Origin of the sequence: Caldicellulosiruptor kronotskyensis 2002, assembly GCF_000166775.1 — a bacterium.
GTDB lineage: Bacteria > Bacillota > Thermoanaerobacteria > Caldicellulosiruptorales > Caldicellulosiruptoraceae > Caldicellulosiruptor > Caldicellulosiruptor kronotskyensis.
Genome location: NC_014720.1, coordinates 2,408,958 through 2,425,645, shown reverse-complemented (window position 1 = coordinate 2,425,645; position 16,688 = coordinate 2,408,958). Strand labels below are relative to the sequence as shown.

Annotated in this window: 17 protein-coding genes; 15 read left to right on the top strand and 2 right to left on the bottom strand. The window is 32.9% G+C overall.

Annotated elements, in window-relative coordinates; genetic code table 11:
- Positions 1–109: 109 nt before the first annotated feature.
- The 7 genes from CALKRO_RS11230 to CALKRO_RS11200 all read left to right on the top strand — a co-directional run bounded on the left by CALKRO_RS11230 (position 110) and on the right by CALKRO_RS11200 (position 3,935).
- Entirely contained in the window at positions 110–739 is a 630-nt protein-coding gene (locus tag CALKRO_RS11230) for a hypothetical protein (RefSeq protein ID WP_013431131.1), read from the top strand.
- Positions 740–981: 242 nt separating this feature from the next.
- Positions 982–1,350: a ferritin family protein gene (locus tag CALKRO_RS11225; RefSeq protein WP_013431130.1), complete on the top strand. Its 369-nt coding sequence runs from the start codon at positions 982–984 to the stop codon at positions 1,348–1,350.
- A complete protein-coding gene (locus CALKRO_RS11220) occupies positions 1,328–2,146 on the top strand; it encodes a family 1 encapsulin nanocompartment shell protein (RefSeq protein WP_237699079.1) in 819 nt (272 codons plus the stop codon). Before CALKRO_RS11225 ends, CALKRO_RS11220 begins: the two co-directional genes overlap by 23 nt.
- Before the next feature lie 26 nt (positions 2,147–2,172).
- Positions 2,173–2,727 carry a rubrerythrin family protein gene (locus CALKRO_RS11215; protein WP_013431128.1) on the top strand — a complete coding sequence of 185 codons (555 nt, stop codon included), beginning with the start codon at positions 2,173–2,175 and terminating at the stop codon, positions 2,725–2,727.
- Between the two features lie 142 nt (positions 2,728–2,869).
- The gene (locus CALKRO_RS11210; protein ID WP_013431127.1) at positions 2,870–3,247 is read left to right on the top strand and encodes a hypothetical protein; all 378 of its coding nucleotides are present in this window, start codon (positions 2,870–2,872) and stop codon (positions 3,245–3,247) included.
- Positions 3,248–3,277: 30 nt separating this feature from the next.
- On the top strand, positions 3,278–3,529 hold the full coding sequence (locus CALKRO_RS11205; RefSeq protein ID WP_013431126.1) for a hypothetical protein: 252 nt from the start codon (positions 3,278–3,280) through the stop codon (positions 3,527–3,529).
- 49 nt (positions 3,530–3,578) lie between these two features.
- Positions 3,579–3,935, top strand: a complete 357-nt coding sequence (locus CALKRO_RS11200) for a hypothetical protein (RefSeq protein ID WP_013431125.1) — start codon at positions 3,579–3,581, stop codon at positions 3,933–3,935.
- Positions 3,936–4,063: 128 nt separating this feature from the next.
- Here CALKRO_RS11200 and CALKRO_RS11195 read toward each other — a convergent pair whose 3' ends face one another.
- Positions 4,064–5,050, bottom strand: a complete 987-nt coding sequence (locus CALKRO_RS11195; protein WP_013431124.1) for an aldo/keto reductase — start codon at positions 5,048–5,050, stop codon at positions 4,064–4,066.
- A 156-nt stretch (positions 5,051–5,206) separates the two neighbouring features.
- Entirely contained in the window at positions 5,207–6,433 is a 1,227-nt protein-coding gene (locus CALKRO_RS11190; RefSeq protein WP_013431122.1) for a glycosyltransferase, read from the bottom strand.
- An 805-nt stretch (positions 6,434–7,238) separates the two neighbouring features.
- On the opposite strand from CALKRO_RS11190, the gene zapA reads away from it, so the two are divergent.
- The 8 genes from zapA to pepV are packed head-to-tail and all read left to right on the top strand — an operon-like array spanning position 7,239 to position 16,678.
- Positions 7,239–7,712 (top strand): cell division protein ZapA, encoded by a 474-nt coding sequence (zapA, locus tag CALKRO_RS11185; protein WP_013431121.1) that lies wholly within the window; start codon positions 7,239–7,241, stop codon positions 7,710–7,712.
- Positions 7,699–8,568, top strand: a complete 870-nt coding sequence (locus CALKRO_RS11180; protein ID WP_013431120.1) for an alkaline phosphatase family protein — start codon at positions 7,699–7,701, stop codon at positions 8,566–8,568. Before zapA ends, CALKRO_RS11180 begins: the two co-directional genes overlap by 14 nt.
- Positions 8,569–8,591: 23 nt before the next feature.
- On the top strand, positions 8,592–10,895 hold the full coding sequence (locus CALKRO_RS11175; protein WP_013431119.1) for a U32 family peptidase: 2,304 nt from the start codon (positions 8,592–8,594) through the stop codon (positions 10,893–10,895).
- Positions 10,895–12,007, top strand: coding sequence for a sporulation integral membrane protein YtvI (ytvI, locus tag CALKRO_RS11170; protein WP_013431118.1), 1,113 nt, complete (start codon positions 10,895–10,897; stop codon positions 12,005–12,007). Before CALKRO_RS11175 ends, ytvI begins: the two co-directional genes overlap by 1 nt.
- Positions 12,008–12,018: 11 nt before the next feature.
- Positions 12,019–13,836, top strand: a complete 1,818-nt coding sequence (locus tag CALKRO_RS11165; protein ID WP_013431117.1) for an ASKHA domain-containing protein — start codon at positions 12,019–12,021, stop codon at positions 13,834–13,836.
- Entirely contained in the window at positions 13,829–14,518 is a 690-nt protein-coding gene (locus tag CALKRO_RS11160; protein WP_013431116.1) for a TVP38/TMEM64 family protein, read from the top strand. Before CALKRO_RS11165 ends, CALKRO_RS11160 begins: the two co-directional genes overlap by 8 nt.
- Before the next feature lie 14 nt (positions 14,519–14,532).
- Positions 14,533–15,294 carry an N-acetylmuramoyl-L-alanine amidase gene (locus CALKRO_RS11155; protein WP_013431115.1) on the top strand — a complete coding sequence of 254 codons (762 nt, stop codon included), beginning with the start codon at positions 14,533–14,535 and terminating at the stop codon, positions 15,292–15,294.
- The gene (gene pepV / locus CALKRO_RS11150; protein ID WP_013431114.1) at positions 15,287–16,678 is read left to right on the top strand and encodes a dipeptidase PepV; all 1,392 of its coding nucleotides are present in this window, start codon (positions 15,287–15,289) and stop codon (positions 16,676–16,678) included. Before CALKRO_RS11155 ends, pepV begins: the two co-directional genes overlap by 8 nt.
- Positions 16,679–16,688: the final 10 nt, after the last annotated feature.

Genomic DNA, 16,688 nt, shown 5'->3' with positions numbered 1-16,688 from the left:
GGGCAGAAGGGTTACAAAAAAGCTGGTTATGCTACCGATCCTGAATATAGTAAAAATTAACCAATATTATGACGACATGGAAACTAATTGATAAAAAGGAGAAGAAAAAATGAAAAAGGCTTTTTGTAGAATAATTGTACTAATTTTAATGTGTATTACTTTGATTTCTTGTTCGTTTACCAAAGGCAATACTACGTCTGAAATAAAGCAAACTGTCAATAAATTTGTGCATGCAATCAAAACAGGAAATATTGAAGAGTTTGTAAACATTGCAAATCCATATGGGATTTTAGTAATAAGAAACTATATAACTGGTGGATATGGCTTGCGAGGGAAAAACATTAGAAACTTCTATAAACCGAATGAAATATCTTCAGGTCTTATTTTTCCAGTAGATGGAGAACTGCCAGTAAAACTTTCGGAACTTTTTCATTCTACAGTTCAATTAGGAGGTAAGATTAATAATATCAAAAAGTTAAAAGGCATTTATTTCACAAATAAGAGAGAATATATCCAATACAATAATATACCATCAACAAAAGAGATTGTTAACAGAATTTATAAAATACTCAATAAGGCAGGTAAAAATTATGAAACGCCTGCAATATATGTACTTGATAATGATGAATTCTTACTTTGTGAAGCAAAAATTATTAATAGTCTACCTGTTGGAAGTTTTGTTTTGTTCAAAAAATTAGAGGGAGATTACAAAGTTATAGCAGTAATTGATTTGAAATAAAATTTTAAATACTTTAACTTTTTCATTTTGTATTTAAATTTAATTTTCTTTTTTCAATATTTGCAAATCAATACAAAGCTATAACAGTATTATAATTTTACAGTCAATGGCTGGAAGTTACTTTTTAAATATGTTTTGGGAATGTTACCGAAATATTTTCGGTATATTTTTTTGTTTAATTATAAATTTGATGGGTAAAAAATAAAAGAAGTAAAAATCAATTTTATGGAGGTAAATACGAGATGCCAAGTTTTGCAAACCCTTTTCAGGGAAATGTGAACAGGAAAATGACAAAACAAGAGTTAATTCAGGCAATTCGCCTTGACATTGCATCAGAGCTTGAAGCTATTTTTATCTATGACGCTCATGTGCAGGCAACAGATGACCAAATAGCAAAAAGAGTAATTGCAGATATCAGAGATGAAGAAAAAGCACATGTGGGAGAGCTAATGACACTCCTGAGAATACTTGACCCTGAGGAAGCTGAACACTTTTTAGAAGGTGAAGAAGAAGTGAAAAATATGCTCAGAGAACTTGGAATTGAAACTGAAGCAAAGCAGGGTGGATTTACAATTGGAAGTTTAGTTGATGAAGGAAAGGAGAAAGATTAAGATGTATTTCATGGGGCGAGAACAATCACCGTTGAAAAGTGAACATTGGAAAGTAATAGATGAGATTGTAATTAATACTGCAAAAAAAGTTTTAGTTGGTCGACGATTTTTGCATCTTTTTGGTCCTTTAGGTCCACAAACACAAACTATCTTTGCCGATGTTGTTGAAGAAGCAGAAAGCAAAAAAGCAGTAAGAAGATATTACCCTTTAAAACAAATTTACGAAGACTTTAAACTTAGCTGGAATGATTTAGAATATATTCTCTCTGGAACAGGACCTTATGATTTTTCTCAAGTTGCAAGAGCTACTTTGGAATGTGCAAAAAAAGAAGACGAATTTATATTCTGGGGTTGTAAAGAACTTGGGCTGGAAGGAATTTTAACTGCAACTGGCACAAATAGACTTAAAAAAGGAAATTGGAACGAGGGAGAGACTGCATATTCTGAGATAGTAAAAGGAATAGAATTGCTACTAAGAAAAGGATATATAGGTAAGCTTGTTCTTATATTAAGTCCAGACATTTATGTTCAGCTTTCAAGAATAAACCAAATGGCTGGAGTGCTGGAACTTGAAAGAATTTCGAAACTGGTAGATAATAACATTTTTAAAACACCAGTACTTGGTGAAGGAAAAGCAGTCTTAGTTTGTGCGGAGTTTTCTAACATCGATTTAACGATAGGGCAAGATATGGTTGTAACATATATGGGAAATGACAAACTTGACCATGAGTTTAGAATTATAGAAACAATTGTACTTCGTATTAAAAACAAGGATTCTATTGTAATATTTGAATAAAATTTGAAATAATAGGAGGAATAAAGATGAGCGTAAAGAATGATATGACAATAGGATTTTTAAGGTCTGCATATGGTGGGGAGAGCATGGCTCACATGAGGTATCTGCTTTGGGGTGACATTGCTGAAAAAGAAGGTTTTCCGAACATTGCAAGACTTTTTAGAGCAATCTCATATGCTGAGCAGGTCCATGCAAACAATCATTTTAAAGTACTTGGTGACATTAAAGGTGGGCATATGGTTGCATCTGATGCAGTGTTTGGAGTTGGCACAACAGTGGAAAATCTTCAAGGTGCAATTGACGGTGAGCTTTTTGAGGTAAACCAGATGTATGATGTTTACTTAAATGCGGCAAGATATCAAAACGAAAAAGATGCAGAAAGGAGCTTTCATTTTGCAATTGAGGCAGAAAAGATTCATGCTCAGCTTTTTAAAATGGCTCAAGATAGCGCAAAAGAAGGAAAGGATATAGAGATTAAAAATGTTTATATCTGCCCTGTTTGCGGACATACAGTTTTAGATGAGGCTCCTGAGTTTTGTCCAATCTGCGGGACAAAGAAGGAAATGTATAAGATGTTTTAAAATAACTTTTTTATGGACTATCCATTCTGGATAGTCCATTTTTATAACAGTAAATTAGTATTGACATTTTGTTTTTTTTTTTTTAAACTTATTATAGAAAATTTTATACATTTACACTTTAAAAGGAGGATGAGGGGTTAATATGAATAGTATTCAAAAAGTAGCTTATCACATTGTAAGTTCTATTGCCAATGATTTACGAGAAAATACGTTGACAAACATAGTATCAATTGCAGCAGGTGGAATAGGTGGAGGAGTGAAAGCGTACAGAGCTGCCACAAGTGGTTTTACAATGCTTGAAAGAAAGGTTGCAAGTAAAACAGTAAGTGGAGTATTGAAAGGTATGGGTGAAGGATATATTTTCGGGAAAGGCACAGTAAGTGTTATTGCGAGTGTTACTAATAAAATAGCGAGTGTAGAAAGATGGTTTGATAATACCAAAGTGGGTAAAGCAATTGATAATGCCATTACTAGAGTAGAGCATGGATTGCACAAACTTATTGGTGGGGGAGCGTATTAAATATAGATAAATAGGGAAGGAAAAAATGTCATGAGTAAAAGATTCAAAGTAAAGGATATTCTTTTTCGGGTATACATAGTATTTATTATTTTCATAACTATTGTGGCAGGACTCATTGTCATACCTATTTTAGGAGGATTAATAAATGTAGCACTAAAAGCCTTAAAAATTGAATGGCTTTGGTCAGTAGCTGCTTTTGGGTTGCTGGGTTATTATGTTTACAAATTCGTATCAAAGAGAATAAATAACAGAAAACCAAGGAAGGAAGGGAAGCAAGATTGAAATTGTTGCAATTTGTTCTTGTAATGGCTTAGACGAGAATTATCAACCAGTGAATGTAAAAAAAGCGTTTAGTGAATTAGATGAATTTATAATTGTGTGGTGTCAAGCTAAAAATATTAAAAAGGAAAGCCAAGTGTCAATGGAATGGTATAATCCCGAGGAAAAACTTGTGTTTACAATAAACATTGATATAAAACCTACAAACAAAGAACATCTTTATAGATATTTTTGGAGTGTTATGAGGTATAATTTTATAAATACAATCAAAGGTAAAGTGTTTGGTATATGGAAAGTAAAGGTAAAACCTTTTGACATTGAATATGAATTTGTAATAAAAGATTTAAAGAGTTATAGCTTATTTAAAGAAGGCAAAACAATTAGTGGAGTATTTGATGAAATAATTTGAAATTTTATATCAATATAGTAACAGAAAATTGATTATTTAAGAAGTGCATAATAAAAACTAAAAAATCAGGGGCTGCCTATTCCAATTGAAGAAAAGCAGCCCATTTCCTTTTAAAAGAAAAATAACGATTATTTCAAAATCTCCTCAATTTCTTTCAATTCTTCTTCTGAAAATTCAAGATTATTAATACAACCCACATTATCTTCAATCTGAGACACTTTGCTTGCACCGACAATTACTGATGCTACAACTTTGTTGCGCAAAATCCACGAAAGTGCAAGCTGTGAAACTGTTTGACCACGTCTTTTTGCAATCTCAGATAACTTTTTAACCTTTTCAATTCTCTCAGGAGTTATATCACTTTCTTTTAAAAATACGCCCGATTTTCTTACTCTTGAATCCTCAGGAATTCCATCTAAATAACGATCTGTCAGAAGTCCTTGAGCAAGAGGAGAATATATCACAGCTCCCATGCCAAGCTCATTTAATGTATCAAAAAGACCATTTTCAACATCTCTTGCAAACATATTGTATCGAACTTGATTTACTATAAGCTTTAGTTCCATTTGTTTTGCAGCTGAATACGCTATTTTAGTTTGTTCAGAATTGTAATTAGATATACCGGCATACAAAGCTTTTCCGCTGTGCACTGCCTGATACAAAGCCTCCATTGTCTCTTCAATTGGTGTTTGAGGGTCTGGTCTGTGCGAATAAAAAATATCAACATAGTCAAGGTTCATTCTTTTTAGACTTTGGTCTAAGCTTGCAAGAAGATACTTTTTTGAGCCCCAATCACCGTAAGGACCTTCCCACATCTTGTATCCTGCTTTTGTTGCAACAATTATTTCATCTCTGTAAGGTTTTAAATCAAGCTTAAATATTCTGCCAAAATTTTCCTCAGCAGCACCCGGTGGTGGTCCGTAGTTGTTTGCAAGGTCAAAGTATGTTATTCCAAGATCAAAAGCTCTTTGAACAATTTTTCTCATGTTGTCAAATGGGTCACCATCTCCAAAATTGTGCCAAAACCCAAGTGAGATAGCAGGAAGTTTTAAGCCACTTTTTCCACAGCGAAAGTAGAGCATATTATTGTATCTGTTTGGATCAGCAATATACATGAGTTTTCAAACTCCTTTTGAAGATTTTAATAATTTGATTTTAACCCCTGAAGGGATATATTTCAATAGAATGTTTTTTATTATCACTAAATGATTAAAAAGATCAATATTTAAACCTTCTTGTAGTACCTCTATCATCATTTGTCATTCACCTTTTTATAATTTTTGAATCAATTCTAAAACTTTATTTACACCTGTAAAATTATATTCATTTAGTTTGGTATGCCAAAAGTGTAATTTTTCTTTAAAATTTGAGTTAGTTAGAATCTCAACAATTTCAGCTAATATATCTGCTTTTTCAATGTCTTCTCTTTTTATAAATTTAGAAACTCCCATATTGGTGCAAATTCTTGCATTATACTCTCGTTCAGTATGAGTAGGTATAATTAATGAAGGTACCTCATACAAAAATTGACCTAAACAACTTCCATGGCCTCCATGATGGATAACAACATCAGAGTTTCCATAAGCAATTCCCATTGGAACCCAATCAATAATGCTAAATTTCTCTTCATCAATTCCGTAAGAGTTTAAAATCTCTTTTGCAATTATCCTGTCCGAATCACTCCCTGTAGAAAAAATAATGTTAGCATCAAATTCTTTTAATGCTGAAAGTAATGTTTTAAAAATAATAATTCCACTTTCACCTACATTGTCATAAAATCTTGCTGTATAGCAAAAAATTGTAGGCTTATTTTTATCTCTGTTAAAGAATTTTATATACTCTTCTTTAGCCATGTCTAATGGATCCCATAATATGGGACCAACATAATATGTGTTAAATTCTGAAGGATTATTTATTGGATCAAATTCAGGAAAACTGGGAATTATGGTTAAACTACCAGTAAAAATTTCTTCAAAAGAATTTAATTGTGAAACACCTTTTTTCTTAAAATAATTATTTAATTTCTCAGTTAATGTAAACTTTAAATTTTGTTCTTCTTCCCACCATCTTATTCTTCCAAAAGCAATGTTAGGATGATAACAACTTTGAGTTATGGCTATCAAAGGTATATCCATTATTCTTGCAGCAATACAACTTAATATACCAAGGTCTGATATTATAAAATCAGGAGAAAAATCTCTTAAATATTCTATTAATTCTTCAACTTTTTTTTCTACCCATTCTATATTACCATATCCTATTATTTCCCAAAATTGTTCTGCACAATACCAATTAGGAGTTTGCACTCCTTTTTTAATATCCTTGATATTAAAATTTTCTGATAACTCTTCAATTCCCATTTTATTCATATATGGTTTTGCATTTTCAAATCCAAAATACTTTACGATATATCCTTCTCTTTGTAACCCTTCTGCTATTGGAAGGGATCGAGACATGGGACCTAACCCAGAACCAAATTGTAAGAATACTTTTTTCATTAAGTTATACCCCCTTGTAAAACTTTTCAATTTCATTCTTAAATTGAGATAGGTCAAATCTTGAGGAGTCAGTTTTTATTTTACTAAAACATGGCATAAAAGTAGTTTTTAATATAAACTTTATTTTTTATTTGAACCCATTATATTGTGTAATTTCTGTTTTAAAAGTGAGAATTTGAAATGAAGTTTTGTGATAAATTTAAAAATCTTACGTCAACAAATTTTATCAATATTATTACCAACCACTACCTTAGGATCAGTTGTTTTCGCAAATTTGAATTTTCCCTACAACATAAGCTTGTATAGTAAAAATTTAGAAAGTAATCAAATATTCTCTGCTGCCAAAACATCTCTAAAACTATTCGGAAGGATTAATATTGGTATTGAACAAACAAACCAAATTTAGAATTAGTAATATTTTCTATATATTTCATCAGTCTTCATTTTAAACAATAAACAGATAAACTAACTTAATATATAATCAAAAATCAATGACGTTATCTACTCCTTTCTATGGATATTATGAAATTGCAATTATAATAACAAAAAAAAAGAAAAGAAGCAATATTTGTTATAACCAAATTTTGTTTTAAATTTAGTGTATTTTTTATAAATAATTTAAAGCTGCTTTTAGATGATAGAGCAGAAAAGAATATAGGCTATTAATCTGATTAGATAGGCCTCAGAAAAAACTATGTCCGGCCTCTTGATGCTATCCTCTCTAAATCTCAATTGCAAATAAAACTAAAAAAATCTATAATATAGATAACAACACTTTCAAAGCTTTTTAAAGGATTGTGAACCGATGGATGAAAATATCAGGAGAGAAGATAATTTGAAAAGAATTGAAGTAAAGATTGCGGGCATGAATTATGTATTAAAAACTGACGAAGATGAAGAATACATAATGAAGATTGCAAATTATATAAACAAGAAGATGTCTGAGGTTGTGACAAACGAGCCGCAGCTTTCTACATCTCTTTCGGCAATGCTCACAGCCTTTTTGGTGGCAGACGAGTATTTTAAACACCTTTTAGAATGTGATGAGAAGCTTTCAAAGATAGGTGTTGAAAGTGAAAAATATCAAAAAGAGGTTGAGGAGTATAAAGAGAAATTAAAAGAGGCAGAGGAAAAGCTCTTGCAGCAAAATCAAGAGATTGAAAAGTTAAATGAAATTATTCAAAATCTTAACCAAGAACTTGAAAAAACAAAGCAGGAACTTGAAAAGACTAAAAAAGAACTTGATGATTTCATAAACGCATTTGATGGTGATAGATAAAATGAAAATGCTTTTTGTATTTTTGGACGGTGTTGGAAAAGGGGAGAAAAATGAATACAACCCCTTTTTTTATTATCATTCAAAAGCATATGACATTTTTTTAAAAAGTGGGAATGTCCGGTTTTTGGATGCCACGCTTGGCATTGAAGGTCTGCCGCAAAGTGCCACAGGTCAGGTTACAATTTATTCAGGCATAAATGCAGCAAAAGAGGTAGGGTTTCATATTAACGGACAGATTACACCAAGCCTCAAGAGAATAATTGACAAACAAAATATATTTACTACTCTTTCCCGAAACGGTTTGAAAGTAGACTTTGCAAATGTTTACAGAAGCGAGTATTTGCAAAAGCTATTAAATGACAAGAATTTTAAGATGTCTGTGACAAGTTATATGGCTTTGACGGCAGGCATAAGGTTCAAAACAGTGGAAGACCTCTTGAAATCTGAGGGAGTTTATTTTGATATTACAAATCACGTTTTGATTGAAAGTGGATATGAGGTACCATTTTTTTCACCTGAGAAGGCAGCTGAAAATCTTTTGAATGTGCTAAACAAAAATGATTTTGTTTTGTTTGAACATTTTAAAACAGACATCATAGGACATTCATGTGATATGGAAAAAGCTTTAGAGCTTATAAAACTTTTAGATGATTTTATGATCAGCTTAATTGAAGATCTTCCTAAGGATGCTTGCCTTGTTGTTACATCTGACCATGGTAACATAGAAGATTTGTCAACAAAGACACATACAAAAAATAAAGTACCTTTTTTAGCATATGGAAATAAAAAAGAAATCTTTGCTATTGAGTCAATTGAACAGATTTATAGTAGTATATTAAAATACTTTGAAATATAAACGCAGAGGGATGACAAAGAAGAATGAAAAAGGTAGAGTTACTGGCACCAGCAGGTGGATTTGAAGAGCTCATTGCAGCCGTAAAAGCTGGGGCTGACAGCGTGTATGTTGGTGCAAAAGAGTTCTCAGCAAGAGCGTATGCAAAGAACTTTTCAGAAGATGAGCTTAAAAAAGCCATAGATTTTTGTCATGAGAGAGGAAAAAAGATATATCTTGCAATAAACACCCTGATTTACAATGATGAGATGCGCAAAGCTTTGAAGCTTTTAGAGTTTGCATATATGGAAGGAATTGATGCTGTTATTGTGCAGGATATAGGTCTTCTTTTCATTATGATAAATGAATTTCCCGACCTACCTATTCATGCAAGCACACAGATGACAGTTCATAACTTGGCTCAGGTAAAGTTTTTGGAAGGCTTAGGAGTAAAGAGAGTTATACTCTCAAGAGAGCTCTCAATAGATGAGATAAAGAACATAAGACAGCAAAGTAGTATTGAACTTGAGGTTTTTGTGCATGGAGCTTTGTGTATTTCATATTCTGGTCAGTGTCTTTTTTCAAGCATAATTTTTAAAAGAAGTGGCAACAGAGGGCAGTGTGCCCAGCCTTGCAGGCTTTATTATAAGCTATTAGATAAGGGAAAAAAAGTAATTGATAGAGGATATCTTCTTTCACCAAAGGATATTTGTCTTATAGAAAACATAGATAAACTAATCGAAGCAGGGGTTGACTCTTTCAAGATAGAGGGAAGATTAAAGGACCAATATTATGTGTACACTGTGAGCTCAATCTATAGAAAATATATTGATATGTATTACGAGAAAGGCAAAATAACAATCGTCAGCGCTGATAAGCAAAAACTTCTACTTGTTTTCAACAGAGGAAACTTCAGTACTGGATACTTAGAAAATACTGGTATAGATAGAATAATCTTCAAAAAAGCACCTAACAATACAGGTCTTTTTATTGGGAATTTTTATTTTGAGAACGAAACCCTTTTTTTGCAGACTTCATATAATCTTTCAAACGGTGATGTGATTTCTTTTAGAAACAAAAATTTTGAAGAGATTCTTCTTGAAATAAATAACAATATTATTAAGAAAGATGACAAAAGATTTGAGGTGAAAGTTGATTTTGAAAGGAAAAAGAGATTGAAAGAATTTTCTCAGGGTCAGGTGTTTATTGTAAGAAACAAAGAACATGAAATTAGGATAGAAAAAGAAATGAATAAGGAGAAAAAATTTAGGAAGGTTGATTTTAAAGTATGGATAGAGAAAGGAAAAAGAATAAAAGCTTTAGCAGCGTGTGATAGATTTGAGGTAGAGGAAGAGGGGGAAGTTGTTCAGCAGGCAAAAGAGAAAAAAGTTACATCTGCTGCTGTAATCAGCAGCTTTTCAAAACTGGGTGGAACAATTTTTGAGATGGGAAATTTTGATGCGTATATTGAAGATGGTTGTTTTGTGAAGGTCTCAGAACTAAACAGACTGAGAAAGGTATTGATTGAAAAGCTTTCTCAAAAGATAATTAGTTTTTACAAGAGAAGTCTAAAACAAGATGTTGAAATTTTAAGGTATTTAGAAGATGGTTGTGCAAGGTCATTTAATAGAAGTCACCGGTTTTCTTTCATGATAGACTCACTCTGGCAACTTGAAAAACTTAAAAAGTGGTGTGAGGCACACAATCTATCTAACTATGAAATCTACATTCCTTACAATGTAATTTTTGAAATAAAGACAGATGACAATATGGTTGTTTATCTTGACAGGATAACACACGATGAAGATTTAAAAAAGGTTGATGTTGAGAAGATAAAAGAAAAGGGTATTAGGAAAGTTTTGGTAAGAAACCTTGGTCAGTATGAGATTTTCAAAAAACATTTTGAAATTTATTTTGATTTTAGTCTTAACATTGCAAACTCTGCATCATTTAAGTTCTTAGAACTACTTGGTGGTAAAAGAATTTGTCTTTCTGTGGAGCTATCTAAAACAAAAATTACAGAAATTTTCAATTACGCTCAAAAAAGTGAGATAGAAATAGTAATCTTTAGTAGAATTCCACTGATGGTAAACAGGCTCAAATTTTTCGAAAAGGGAGACTACTTGCAAGACAGGAACGGTGAGCTTTTGAAACTTATAAAAACCCAAAGCGGGAAAAACGAAGTTTTAAACCCTGCATTTTTGTATATAGACGATAAAGATGTGCCATCTGATGTGCTGAGATTTGATTTCACAGGCATAAATGAAAAAGAAATGGAAAAAGCTTTGGAAGGATATTTTGATAACAAAGGGATTGGTCTAAAAATTACAAAGGGGTATTATTTGTCATGATGAGGGAGTTTACAAAAAATCGGTTTGTGGTTGCTATGATTTATGTTATCATAATTAGCGCTTTTATCTTTTCATGTGCATATTTAATTAAGACATTTGACCTTTTTGTGAGATTTATAATAAAAGCATTCATTCCAGTTATAATAGGACTCTTTATTGCAGTTGTATTTGAACCGCTTTTAAAATATATGGAAAAGAATAAAGTAAACAGGACAATCTCTGCAATACTTATACTTATTGTCCTTAACATAATACTTGGTTTTATGTTTGCAGAGGGCATATATATACTTGTGAATGAGTGCATGAGATTAGTTGCGAGTCTTCAAAATATTGATTATGATAAAATTTATCAGGCTTTAGACAAGCTCTTTTCAAATGTAAAAAATATATACTCAGGATTGCCGGGACCTATTGTAAATTTTATTCAATCAGGTGTTGACGAACTTACAAATGTACTTAACCAAATTGCCACAATGAGTTTAAAGGTAATAAAGGTTATACCAGCAACCTTAAAAGGTGTCACGGTGTGGTTTTTTTCTGTTCTGTCAGCCTTTTTCTTTATGCGCGACAGACACAAAATGAGGTCATGGCTAATTCAAAACTTTTCAGTCCAGATTTACAAAGAACTTTCATCAATTGCTTTTAAAGTTATAGACTCTGTTGTAGACTATGCAAAGTCTCAGATAATTCTGGCGATTTTAATGTTTCTCTCAGGGCTTGTAGGGCTTTCTATAATAAAGGCGCCTTACTTTTTGGTGGTAAGTCTTCTTCTGGGGCTGTTGAGTATAATTCCAATCATAGGTTCAGGCATAATATTGCTTCCGTGGATTGCAGGCAGTTTTATAGCTGGGGATACCAATTTTGGCATAAAACTGTTGATTGTATATCTTATAATTTTAGGCATTCGTGAATTTGCGTCTATCAAGATTGTTGCGAGCCAGGTGGGGATTTCGACCTTTACAACACTTGTTTCTATCTATGCAGGTGTTGAAGTGTTTGGAGCGTGGGGGTTTGTGATAGGTCCGCTTCTGGTTGTGTTTTTGAAAGCAGTGTATGAGACAGGTGCAATTAAAAAGATAAGAGAAAATCTCTTTTTGACAAAAAAGGAGTGAAAATATAGAAAATGCCTGTTTTAAGAATATATACTGAAAATAAATCTGCGATAGAAATAGAAGCAGAAAAAAGATCAAATCTTTTGGATGTTCTTCAAAGAAGCTCATTTGACATTGAAGCAAGTTGTGGCAGCAGAGGCGTGTGTGGAAAGTGCAAGGTGAGAGTCAAAAAAGGTCAAAAACCTTATTTAGAAAATCTTACACCGGAAGAAAGAAGACACCTGAGAGAAGATGAGATATCAAGAGGTGTTCGGCTTGCATGTAAGGTAGAGGTTTGCGAAGATTTAGATGTTTTTTTAGAAAAATTTTCTGAAAAGACAAATGTACTTTCACATTTTACCTTGAATGATTTTGAGTATGAAGAAAATATAATTGTAAAAAAGGTGGTTTTACAGAAACCTTCTTTAGACGACCAAAAAAGTTTTGAACTGAGGCTAAAAGAAGTAATTGGTAATAGCAATTTAAAAGTTTTGCCAAGAACATTGCAAAAGCTTGCAAGACTGAAGGACCAGGATTTTTATGCAGTTATTTATTCAGATGAGATTGTGGATGTGAAAAACTCTTCCCTTGCATTTGGTCTTGCTGTGGATATTGGAACAACTACTGTTGTATGTTATCTTGTTGATATGATTAAAAAAAGAGTAGTGGATTTTTACTCTTTTGTAAATCCTCAGAAGAAATTTGGTGCTGATGTTATTTCACGAATAGATTTTGCAAGAGAAAAAGAAGAAGGGCTTTTTATTCTTCAAAAAGAAATTTTAAATTCACTAAACAGAGCATTAAAAATTCTTACACAGAAAAACTTTATATCTCAAGATGATATATATGTTGCAGTATTTGTAGGTAATACAACAATGTTACATCTTCTTCTGGGGGTTGACCCTCAAACAATTGCAGTTTCTCCATTTGTGCCGATTTTTACCGAAAATATTATTGCAAAACCGAATGATTTGGGGCTCGAAATAAATTCAGAAGGTGCTGTCAAGATTTTAAATAGCATTTCAGCATATGTTGGTGCTGATATTGTTGCTGGGATACTTTCAATTAGAATGCATAAAAGTCCTAAGGTTTCGCTTCTTTTGGACCTTGGAACAAACGGCGAGATGGTACTTGGAAATAATCAATTTTTGATTGCATGTTCAACTGCTGCAGGTCCTGCATTTGAAGGTGTCAATATTTCATGCGGAATTAGTGCTGTTGAGGGAGCAGTTGATAGTGTAAAAATAGAAGAAGGTAGGGTACATTTTACAACAGTAGGGCAAAAACCGCCACTTGGCATTTGTGGTTCAGGGATAGTTGATGCTGTTTTTTATATGCTTAAAGAAGGTATCATAGATGAAACTGGCAGGTTTTGTGTTCAAAATGATACATATAAATCATACATGAAAGAAGTGAACAATCAACAAGCCTTTTTCATCACCGACTCTGTCTATATAACTCAGAAAGATATAAGAGAAATTCAGCTTGCAAAGGCAGCAATCTCAGCTGGAATAAAGACGATGATAAAACATGCTAAAATTAAAGAAGATGATATAGAAAATGTATATTTAGCTGGCGGTTTTGGGAATTACATAAATCCGAAATCTGCTGTTGGAATTGGTATTATTCCAAGGAAACTGAAAGATAAAATAGTTTCTGTTGGGAACAGTGCTGGTGCGGGAGCTTTGCTTGTGCTTTTGGGCAAGAAAATGGAGTTTGAAGCTCAGGAGATAGTAAAGAAAGTAGATTATATAGAACTTTCAAATTCTCAGGAATTTAATCAGTTTTTTGTTGAAAGTATGATATTTGAGAACCTCAGTCAAGAAGGTGAGCAGAAGCAAGATGGTTGAAGAGATAAGAGTGAAAGATAAAATAAAACTTTGGATATTCATTTTTATCATGGTACTTTCCATATTTGCTCTTGTATATGCTGAAAAACAACATCAGCTAAACCCCAAGTTTATAAAACAGTATATCACCCATTTTGGGGTTTGGGCACCAGTTGCATTTTTAATACTCTACTCAGTAAAATCTTTTATAATCTTCATTCCGGCAGGAGTATTTATGCTTGCTGCAGGACTTTCATTTGGCACATTATTTGGGGCACTTATTTTAATTGTAGGTACTCTTCTTTCATCTACCATAGGTTTTGTGTTTGCAAGGTATTTTGGTAAAGACTATGTGCAAAAAAAGCTTAAAAACACAAAGTTTTCTAATGTAGGTAAGAAGATAGCTGAAAAAGGTTTTTTAATCATACTACTTTTGAGGCTTGTGCCAATCCTCCCTTATGATGCTATAAACTATATATGTGGTCTTTCAAAGATAAGGTACAGAGACTTTATACTTGCCACCTTTATTGGAACAGTACCTGCATGTTTTTTGTACGCTTATCTTGGTGAAAATATCTTAAGACCGTTTTCTAAAGGATTTTATTTAAGCTTGTGTTTAGTAATTGTTATATCCCTCACGCCAGTTCTTTTTGCAAAAACAATAAAAGAATTTTTGCAGGATGATAAAGAAGAAGAGAATTAGCATAAAATTTAATTATGAAATGGGAAATAGAGATAAGGGAAGGAATAAAAAGATTGAAAAATAAAAAATTAAAGCTATTTTCAGTTTGCACAGCGTTTTTAGCTTTTATAGCTTTCACAGTTTTTTTGTTTTTAAATACCAATATGTTAAAAGTTGTTGAGATATTTAGTGAAAATAATTGTCAAGCAAAAAATCTTGTTGTTGTTGACCCGGGGCACGGTGGGTTTGACCCGGGGGCAGTGAGTGGTGATATAAAAGAATCTGTGATAAACCTTCAGATTGCAAGAAAATTGAAAGAATATTTTGAGATGTTTGGTTTTAAAGTTCTTCTTACACGTTCAACAGAAGAAGATTTGAGCGAATATGATAAAAAGGCGCATGACCTAAAAAAGAGGAAAGAGATTGTTTTAGAAAATAATCCTCAGGTTTTTATCTCTATTCATTTAAATAGCTTTCCGGTGAGTAAGTACTTTGGTGCGCAGGTGTTTTATGACAAATCGAATGAGGAGGCGAAAAAACTTGCTTTGTTTGTCCAAAATGAACTGAGATATATGCCAAATGGACTTGTAAATAGACGACAGCCAAAACCAATAGATGTATATATCCTAAAAAACCTAAAAATTCCTGCTATATTGATAGAGTGTGGTTTTATGTCAAACAAAATGGAACTGTCTTTGCTCCAGAACCATCAATACCAAGACTGGCTTTCATACTCAATATTAAAAGGAGTTTTAAGCTATTTAGACCAAAAAAAGGAGATGGTAAAAAGTGAATGATGTAAAAGTGATGATAAATAAAGAAATTGAAAATTTAAAAGATGAAATAGTGAATACTACTTTAAAGCTTATAAAAATCAGGAGTGTTGAGGATACACCTGCACCTAATATGCCTTTTGGCAAGGGAATTAATGATGCCCTGCTTGTATGCGAAAATCTATGCAAAAGCTTGGGATTTGAAACAAAAAACTATGATGGATATGCGCTTGAGGCGGTCTATGGAAATCAGGATGAAGATGTGTGTGTTATAGGTCATTTAGATGTTGTACCCGAAGGGGAAGGATGGAGTGTGCCACCTTATGAAGGGGTTGTAAAGGACGGTAAAATTTTTGGGCGTGGCGCGATTGATGACAAAGGTCCGACTGTTGCGGCTCTTTATGGCATGTATGTGGTTAAAAAGCTTGCCCAGGAAGGGAAGATTTCTCTTAAAAGAAAGCTAAGGTTTGTTTTTGGTACAAACGAAGAGGGTGGCTCTAAGTGTCTTCAGTATTATTTTGAAAGAGCAAAATATCCAACTGTTGGATTTACTCCAGATGCTGATTTTCCTGTCATTCAAGGTGAAAAAGGTTTTCTGGTGTTTGAGCTTACAAAAGATGTGGAAGATACCTTTGAGATTGAAGGAGGACATCGACCTAACATGGTGCCTGACAGGTGCAGGTTCGAAGGCAGTTTTGATGTCCAAAAAGCTAAAGAAATTATTAGTATAAAAGGGCTGAATGATAAGGCAGAAGTTTTTGAAGAAGCTGGTAAGACATGTATAATTACAAAGGGAGTTTCTGCTCATGGGAGTCTGCCTTTCAAAGGTGAAAATGCAATATCGTATATGTTTGATATTTTAAATGATCTTTGGACAAAAGAGGATGAGTTTAGAAGATTTATTGACTTTTATAATAATCATATTGGATTTGATGTGTTTGGAGAAAAACTTTCAATAGGGTTTGAAGATGAAAAGTCAGGCAAGCTTGTGTTAAATGTCGGGATGATACGGAAAGAAAAAGGCAGACTTGTCCTTACAATAAATGTTCGCTATCCAGTTGACACCTCATATGAGGAGATAGAAAATAAAGTAAAGGAAGTGCTGCAGGATTATAATATTGAATATCGTTTGGTGACAAACGTTCCCCCTCTTTATTTTGAAGCTGACCACTTTTTAATCAGAACCTTGCTTAAGGTCTACAGAGAATTTACAAATGACGATACACAGCCGCTTGTGATTGGCGGTGGAACATACGCAAGGTGGGCAAAAAATGTGGTTGCTTTTGGTCCAAATATGCCGGGTGATGAAGAAGTTGCCCATCAGAAAGATGAATATATCCTTATAGATAGGCTAATCCTTTGCAGCAAAATCTATGCAAATGCTATTTACAGGCTTGCAAAAGAATAGTAAAAAGCAA

Coding starts and splice junctions, on each gene's coding strand:
- CALKRO_RS11230 (WP_013431131.1), top strand. CDS start 110: ATGAAAAAGGCTTTTTGTAGAATAATTGTACTAATTTTAATGTGTATT.
- CALKRO_RS11225 (WP_013431130.1), top strand. CDS start 982: ATGCCAAGTTTTGCAAACCCTTTTCAGGGAAATGTGAACAGGAAAATG.
- CALKRO_RS11220 (WP_237699079.1), top strand. CDS start 1,328: ATGAAGGAAAGGAGAAAGATTAAGATGTATTTCATGGGGCGAGAACAA.
- CALKRO_RS11215 (WP_013431128.1), top strand. CDS start 2,173: ATGAGCGTAAAGAATGATATGACAATAGGATTTTTAAGGTCTGCATAT.
- CALKRO_RS11210 (WP_013431127.1), top strand. CDS start 2,870: ATGAATAGTATTCAAAAAGTAGCTTATCACATTGTAAGTTCTATTGCC.
- CALKRO_RS11205 (WP_013431126.1), top strand. CDS start 3,278: ATGAGTAAAAGATTCAAAGTAAAGGATATTCTTTTTCGGGTATACATA.
- CALKRO_RS11195 (WP_013431124.1), bottom strand. CDS start 5,050: ATGTATATTGCTGATCCAAACAGATACAATAATATGCTCTACTTTCGC.
- CALKRO_RS11190 (WP_013431122.1), bottom strand. CDS start 6,433: ATGAAAAAAGTATTCTTACAATTTGGTTCTGGGTTAGGTCCCATGTCT.
- zapA (WP_013431121.1), top strand. CDS start 7,239: ATGGATGAAAATATCAGGAGAGAAGATAATTTGAAAAGAATTGAAGTA.
- CALKRO_RS11180 (WP_013431120.1), top strand. CDS start 7,699: ATGGTGATAGATAAAATGAAAATGCTTTTTGTATTTTTGGACGGTGTT.
- CALKRO_RS11175 (WP_013431119.1), top strand. CDS start 8,592: ATGAAAAAGGTAGAGTTACTGGCACCAGCAGGTGGATTTGAAGAGCTC.
- ytvI (WP_013431118.1), top strand. CDS start 10,895: ATGAGGGAGTTTACAAAAAATCGGTTTGTGGTTGCTATGATTTATGTT.
- CALKRO_RS11165 (WP_013431117.1), top strand. CDS start 12,019: ATGCCTGTTTTAAGAATATATACTGAAAATAAATCTGCGATAGAAATA.
- CALKRO_RS11160 (WP_013431116.1), top strand. CDS start 13,829: ATGGTTGAAGAGATAAGAGTGAAAGATAAAATAAAACTTTGGATATTC.
- CALKRO_RS11155 (WP_013431115.1), top strand. CDS start 14,533: ATGAAATGGGAAATAGAGATAAGGGAAGGAATAAAAAGATTGAAAAAT.